Genomic DNA, 6,652 nt, shown 5'->3' with positions numbered 1-6,652 from the left:
CCCCCCGCCGCGCTAAGCGCGCGCGGGTTTCAGCCCGGCCCCCCCCACCCCCGCTGCCCCCCCGCCCCCCCGCCCCATCCCCCCCCTCGCCCCGCCCGACCCAGTATTCCAGAGGCGATTGTAATTGAGCCGAGAGGCCGCGGCGTACTGGATTCCCCGCTTTCGCGGGGAATGACGCCGGAGATTGGAGCGGCAGCGCAGCACCCTCACCCCTTCTTCTTCGGCTCCCACTGTTGGGTCGGCCCGCCGGCGTCGCGCCAGGCGGCGTAGCCGCCCGCGATGTGGGCGACGGGCTTGAGGCCCATGTCCTGCGCAGTCTTGGCGGCGAGCGCAGAGCGCAAGCCGCCGGCGCAATGGAAGACGAACTTCTTGTCCTCCTGGAACACCGGCTTGGCATAAGGGCTCTGCGGATCGATCCAGAATTCGAGCATGCCGCGGGTGCAGGCGAACGCGCCGGGGATGCGGCCGTCGCGCTCGATCTCGCGGGGATCGCGGATGTCGACGATGACGACGTCGCCGTTCTTGGAGATCTCGATGGCGTCTTTGGCGGTGAGCGTCTCGATCTCGGCATTGGCCTCGTCGATCAGCGCCTTGATGCCACGGGTGATGGTCTGGGGCACGTGGTTCTCCCTCTTGTAGTCATTCCCGGCGCGGAGCGCGAGCTAGTGCGTTAATTCCTTCATCGCACCTTCAAGTCCCTCGATCGTGATCGGATACATGCGGTTGGCAAAAATGCGTTTGATGATGGTGGTGGATTCCGAATAGTCCCAGTGCTTCTGTTGCACGGGGTTCAGCCACACCGAATGCGGATAGGTACGGATGATGCGGTCGAGCCAGACCGAGCCGGGCTCCTCGTTGACGTGCTCGACCGAGCCGCCGGGCACCATGATCTCGTAGGGCGACATCGAGGCGTCGCCGACGAACACGATCTTGTAATCGTGCGGGTATTTGTGCAGCACGTCCCAGGTCGGGGTGCGGTCGGTAAAGCGCCGCTTGTTCTGCTTCCACACGCCTTCATAGAGGCAATTGTGGAAGTAGAAATACTCCATGTGCTTGAACTCGCTCTTCGCCGCCGAGAACAACTCCTCGACCTGCTCGATATGCGCGTCCATCGAGCCGCCGATGTCGAAGAACACTAGCAGCTTCACCGCGTTGCGGCGCTCGGGCCGCATGTGCACGTCGAGATAGCCGTGATTGGCGGTCTCGCGGATGGTGGTGTCGAGATCGAGTTCATCCGGCGCGCCGGTGCGCGCGAATTTGCGCAGGCGGCGCAATGCCACCTTGATGTTGCGGATGCCGAGCTCGACATTGCCGTCCAGATCCTTGAACTCGCGCTTGTCCCACACCTTGACGGCGCGGTTGTTGCGGTTCTTGTCCTGGCCGATGCGAATGCCTTCGGGATTGTAACCATGAGCGCCGAACGGCGAGGTGCCGGCGGTGCCGATCCACTTCGAGCCGCCCTGATGACGGCCCTTCTGCTCCTCGAGACGCTTCTTCAGGGTCTCCATGAGCTTGTCCCAGCCCATGGCCTCCATCTGCTTCTTCTCTTCGTCGGTCAGATATTTCTCGGCGAGCTTCTTCAGCCACTCCTCGGGAATCTCGGCTCCCTCCATGGCGTCGAGCAGGCTTTCCAGCCCCTTGAAGACGGTGCCGAAGACGCGGTCGAACTTGTCGAGGTTGCGCTCGTCCTTCACCAGGGAGGTGCGCGAGAGATAGTAGAAGTTCTCGACCGAGTAGTCCGCGAGGTCGGCGTCGAGCGCCTCCATCAGCGTGAGGTATTCGCGCAGCGTCACGGGGACCTGCGCATCGCGCAGAGAAGTGAAGAATTGCAGGAACATGGGTGACAGATTGCCCTTTGGATTGTCGGCGTCAAGGGGCGCCTCGGAGACCCCACCCGACGAGCTCTGGGCAGGATTGTCCGCCAGGCGGGATTGGCGGAGCGATTGTGCTCGTCATCCTTTCGCTGATAAAACGGGTCTGAAAGCCTGACCGAACCAGGAACGGCCGCCACGCGCGGCCGTTCCGTTTGTTGGACCAGGGCCATGAACTGGCAATTCCTGGGACGACGACCAACAAGGACGCGCGATGAAATTTACCGGCACCAAGGACTATGTTGCGACCGACGATCTCAAGGTCGCGGTCAATGCCTCGATCGTGCTGGAGCGCCCGCTGCTCATCAAGGGCGAGCCCGGCACCGGCAAGACGGTGCTGGCGGAGGAAGTGGCGAAGGCGCTGAACGCCCCGCTTCTGACCTGGCACATCAAGTCCACCACCAAGGCGCAGCAAGGCCTCTACGAATACGACGCGGTGTCGCGCCTGCGCGACAGCCAGCTTGGCGATGCCCGCGTGTCCGACATCAAGAACTACATCAAGCGCGGCAAGCTGTGGGATGCCTTCACCGCCGAGCAGCGCCCGGTGCTGCTGATCGACGAAATCGACAAGGCCGACATCGAATTCCCAAATGATCTCCTGCTCGAGCTCGACCGCATGGAATTCCATGTCTACGAGACCGGCGAGACGATCAAGGCCAAGCAGCGCCCGATCATGATGATCACCTCCAACAACGAGAAGGAACTGCCGGACGCATTCCTGCGCCGTTGCTTCTTCCACTACATCAAGTTCCCCGACGCCGACACCATGACCCGGATCGTCGACGTCCATTTCCCCGGCATCAAGAAGCGGCTGGTCGAGGAAGCCCTGCGCATCTTCTTCGAAGTCCGCGAAGTGCCCGGCTTGAAGAAGAAGCCCTCCACCTCGGAGCTTCTGGACTGGCTCAAACTGCTGCTCAACGAAGACATGAGCGTCGAGCAGTTGCGCGAGCGCGACCCGCGCAAGCTGATCCCACCACTGCACGGTGCGCTGCTCAAGAACGAGCAGGACGTGCATCTGTTCGAGCGATTGGCGTTCCTGAGCCGGAGGGAAGTGTAGGTTCGAGCGCACTCCGCTGCCGCCCCACCTTCCGGTGTCATTCCCCGCGAAGGCGGGGAATCCAGTACGCCGCGGCTTCTCGAATCAATCATAACCGCCTCTGGAATACTGGATCGCCAGGTCAAACCGGGCGATGACACCGAGAGTGTGGCGCACTCTCTCCACCTCGTCATTGCGAGCGCAGCGAAGCAATCCAGGCTGCCTCCGCGGAAAGATCCTGGATTGCATCGCTGCGCTCGCGATGACGGAGCAAGGGTGAGCATCGCCCTCTCCAACTCGCGCTTCAAATCGCGAGGGGCGACCAAGGTCGCGTGAGATGGGCCTCCGGCTCTGCAGCGCACAGCTGCACCGGACGATGCTTCGCATCGCCGGGGAAGCGCTGCGCTGCGTCCGGAGCACGAGACCTTGCTACGCCACCGCCGCATCCGGCACGCGCGCGGCTTCCATCGGCTTCTTGCCGCGGATCAAGTCCGAGGCGCGGTCGGCGATCATCATGGTTGAGGCATTGAGGTTCGCCGAGATCATGCGCGGCATCACGGAGGCATCGATGACGCGGAGACCTTGCAACCCGTGAACGCGGAGCTGATCGTCGACCACCGCCCAGGTGGAATCCGCCGGGCCCATGCGGCAGGTGCAGCCGGGGTGGAAGGTGGTGGTGCCACGCTCGGTGGCGGCCGCCAAAAACTCATCGTCGGTATTGACGTTGGGTCCAGGGAAATCCTCGTAGGCGTAATAGGGCGACAGCGGCGCGCTCTTCAAAAGCCTGCGCGCGAGCTTCATGCCGCCGACGATGACCCGGCGGTCGAGCTCGGCGTCAAGATAGTTGGTCTGGATGATCGGCGGCGCAAACGGATCTGCCGAGCGGATGCGGACATAGCCGCGGCTCTCGGGGCGCTGCTGCCAGGACGCCACCGTCATGCCGGGCTCGTCCTCGAGCTGGCCCTGCACGCCTTCCTTGTAGCTCGCCGGTGTGAAGGTGAGCTGGAGGTCGGAGCTCTCCGCACTCTCGCCGGAGTGCCAGAAGCAGTAGACCATGGTCGGCGACAGCGACAGCAGGCCTTTGCGCGCGGTCGCCCATTTCATCGCCTCGACCCAGAGACGCCAGCCGCGGCGGAGCTCGTTGATGGTCCTGATGTCCTTGACGCGCGCGACCGTGCGCGGGGCGTAGTGATCTTGCAGGCCTTCGCCGACCGGAAGCGCGTGACGCACGGCGATGCCGTGGGCCGGCAACAGATCCGGTGAGCCGATGCCGGACAACTGGAGCAGCTGCGGCGAATTATAGGTGCCGCCGGAGAGGATCACTTCCTTGTTGGCGCGGACCTCGACCGGCGTGCCGCCATGACCGCCCTTCATGTAGCGCACGCCGACGGCGCGCTTGCCCTCGAAGATGATCTCGGTCGCATGCGCGTGGGTGCGGACATGCACGTTCGGCCGCTTCATCGCGGGCTTGAGGAAAGCGGTGGCGCCGGAGACGCGCAAGCCCTTGTCGATGGTGCGCTGGCAATAGGAGACGCCTTCCTGGGTCTTGCCGTTGTAGTCGGGGTTGCGCGGAATGCCGAGGCTCACCGCGCCTTCCATGAAGGCTTCGCAAAGCGGATCGCGCCAGTTCATGGTGGTGACGGTGAGATTGCCTTCGCGGCCGCGATAAATGTCCTCGCCCTCGCCGACCCGCTTCTCCAGCCGCCGGAAGTAGGGCAGCACGTCGGCATAGCCCCAGCCGCGATTGCCCATCTGCGCCCAGGTGTCGAAATCCATGCGCTGGCCGCGGTTGTAGATGTGGCCGTTGATCGAGGACGAACCGCCGAGCGTCTTGCCGCGCGGCGCGTAGATGCTGCGGCCGCCGGTCCAGGGTCCGACCTCCTGCTGGTAGGCCCAGTTGATGCTCTTCATGTGGAAGGTCTTGATGAAGCCGGCCGGCAGATGGATGTAGGGATGCCAGTCGCTCGGGCCGGCCTCGAGCACGCAAACGCTGGTCGCAGGGTTTTCGCTCAGCCGGCTGGTGAGCACGCAACCGGCGGAGCCCGCGCCGACGATCACATAATCAAATCTGTCCATGGTGCCTCGGCCGCCTCTAGCGCGGCTTGTCGTTGAGTTGATAATTCAAATGCGTTCGCACCGTAGGCCATTCGGCCGCGGTGATGCTGTAGACCACGGTGTCGCGTAGCGTGCCGTTCGGCGCGACCTGGTGGCTGCGCAGGATGCCGTCCTGCTTGGCGCCCAGGCGCTCGATGGCGCGGCGGCTCTGGTGATTGAAGAAGTGGGTGCGGAATTCCACCGCGATGCAGTCCAGGGTTTCGAAGGCGTGGGTGAGCAGCAGCAATTTGCACTGCGTGTTGAGCGGGCCGCGTTGCGCGCTCTTACCATACCAGGTCGAGCCGATCTCGACGCGGCGGTTGGCCGCATCGATGTTCATGTAGGTCGTCATGCCCACGATCTTGCCGCTGCCATCGAATACGGTGAAGGGGAGCATCGAGCCGGCGGCCTGAAGACCGAGCCGGCGGTCGATTTCCTTGCCCATGTTGTCCGGCGTCGGGATTGCGGTGTACCAGATGGTGGAGAGCTCACCATCCTTCACGGCCTCGCTCAGCCCCTCGCGGTGCTGATGCGACAGCGGCTCCAGAGCGGCATGCTGTCCGCGCAGGGTGATGGGATCAGGCCAGGGCATTTGAAACTCTCTCCTTTGTCATTGCGAGGAGCGAAGCGACGAAGCAATCCAGACTGTCACCGCGGACGCATTCCTGGATTGCTTCGCTTCGCTTGCAATGATGGTCACTAGCACCGTTTACTTGTTAAGGAAATTCAACGGCAAACCGCTGCGCGGCCAGTCCATGGCGATCAGTTCGCCCTTGCCGGAGAGCGTGATGTAGGCGGTCTTCAGCTCGGGGCCGCCGAAGGCGATGTTGGTGGTGACGCGGTCGCCGGTCGGGATCTGCTCGACCAGCGTGCCATCGGGCGCGATCACCGAGATGCAGCCGGAGACGAGGGTGGCGACGCAGACATTGCCGTTGGCTTCGACCGCCAGCGAATCGAACATCTGGTAGCCGCCGAGGCCGCAGATCGGTTTGCCCCGCTCGCCGCGATAGATCGCGTCGCGCGGCTTGAGCGTGCCGGGCGCGGAGAGCTCGTAGGCCCAGAGCCGGCCCGTCGGCGTCTCCGCGATGTAGACGGTGGTCTCGTCCGGCGAGAGGCCGATGCCGTTCGCCGGCAACACGCCGTGGACGACCTCGACGATCTCCTTCATGCCGGGCTTGAGATAGTACATGCCGCCGACGTCCATCTCGCGCGCGCGGCGCTTGCCGAGATCGGAGAACCAGAGGCCGCCCTGCTTGTCGAACACCAGATCGTTCGGCCCGCGCAGATCGTGCTCGCCGCATCTGGTCACGACGGTTTCGATCTGGCCGGATTGCAGATCGACGCGCTGGATCGAGCCGCCGAGATAGTCGTCGGGCTGCGGACCCGGCATGATCATGTTGCGGGTCGGGATCCAGGAGAAGCCGCCATTGTTGCAGATGTAGATCTTGCCGTCGGGGCCGAGGGCTGCGCCGTTCGGGCCGCCCGGAATCTTCGCGACGACCTCCTTGCGCCCGTCGGGATGGATTCGGGTCAGGCGCTGGCCGCGGATTTCCACCAGCACGACCGAGCCGTCCGGCATCACGACCGGCCCTTCGGGAAATTCGAGGTCGGTGGCGAGAACGCGGACGTTGGACATGTGGGGACCCTCCCG

Annotated in this window: 6 protein-coding genes; 1 reads left to right on the top strand and 5 read right to left on the bottom strand. The window is 64.0% G+C overall.

The genetic code is table 11. The features are described from left to right. Positions 1-206: 206 nt before the first annotated feature. Together AC0L23_RS12250 and AC0L23_RS12245 are read right to left on the bottom strand one after the other, a co-directional pair. Positions 207-620 carry a rhodanese-like domain-containing protein gene (locus tag AC0L23_RS12250; protein ID WP_018454122.1) on the bottom strand — a complete coding sequence of 138 codons (414 nt, stop codon included), beginning with the start codon at positions 618-620 and terminating at the stop codon, positions 207-209. Positions 621-662: 42 nt separating this feature from the next. Continuing rightward, on the bottom strand, positions 663-1,838 hold the full coding sequence (locus AC0L23_RS12245; RefSeq protein WP_085351867.1) for a vWA domain-containing protein: 1,176 nt from the start codon (positions 1,836-1,838) through the stop codon (positions 663-665). Between the two features lie 247 nt (positions 1,839-2,085). Between AC0L23_RS12245 and AC0L23_RS12240 the strand changes: the two genes are divergently transcribed. Continuing rightward, positions 2,086-2,928, top strand: coding sequence for an AAA family ATPase (locus tag AC0L23_RS12240; RefSeq protein WP_007600695.1), 843 nt, complete (start codon positions 2,086-2,088; stop codon positions 2,926-2,928). Between the two features lie 408 nt (positions 2,929-3,336). Here AC0L23_RS12240 and AC0L23_RS12235 read toward each other — a convergent pair whose 3' ends face one another. The 3 genes from AC0L23_RS12235 to AC0L23_RS12225 all read right to left on the bottom strand — a co-directional run bounded on the left by AC0L23_RS12235 (position 3,337) and on the right by AC0L23_RS12225 (position 6,637). Beyond that, positions 3,337-4,983, bottom strand: a complete 1,647-nt coding sequence (locus AC0L23_RS12235; protein ID WP_085351868.1) for a GMC family oxidoreductase — start codon at positions 4,981-4,983, stop codon at positions 3,337-3,339. A gap of 16 nt (positions 4,984-4,999) precedes the next feature. Then, complete coding sequence (locus AC0L23_RS12230; protein ID WP_018454118.1) at positions 5,000-5,593, bottom strand: GNAT family N-acetyltransferase; 594 nt, start codon at positions 5,591-5,593, stop codon at positions 5,000-5,002. 117 nt (positions 5,594-5,710) lie between these two features. After that, complete coding sequence (locus AC0L23_RS12225) at positions 5,711-6,637, bottom strand: SMP-30/gluconolactonase/LRE family protein (protein WP_085385358.1); 927 nt, start codon at positions 6,635-6,637, stop codon at positions 5,711-5,713. Positions 6,638-6,652 lie beyond the last annotated feature (15 nt).

The sequence above is a fragment of the Bradyrhizobium sp. MI1.4 genome (assembly GCF_055811315.1).
Note: the sequence above shows the minus strand (reverse complement) of the source record. Positions and strands in the feature narration are given on the sequence as shown.

Bases quoted from the DNA above. Each gene is read 5' to 3' on its own strand.
- AC0L23_RS12245 (WP_085351867.1), bottom strand. From the start codon at position 1,838: ATGTTCCTGCAATTCTTCACTTCTCTGCGCGATGCGCAGGTCCCCGTG.
- AC0L23_RS12240 (WP_007600695.1), top strand. From the start codon at position 2,086: ATGAAATTTACCGGCACCAAGGACTATGTTGCGACCGACGATCTCAAG.
- AC0L23_RS12235 (WP_085351868.1), bottom strand. From the start codon at position 4,983: ATGGACAGATTTGATTATGTGATCGTCGGCGCGGGCTCCGCCGGTTGC.
- AC0L23_RS12230 (WP_018454118.1), bottom strand. From the start codon at position 5,593: ATGCCCTGGCCTGATCCCATCACCCTGCGCGGACAGCATGCCGCTCTG.
- AC0L23_RS12225 (WP_085385358.1), bottom strand. From the start codon at position 6,637: ATGTCCAACGTCCGCGTTCTCGCCACCGACCTCGAATTTCCCGAAGGG.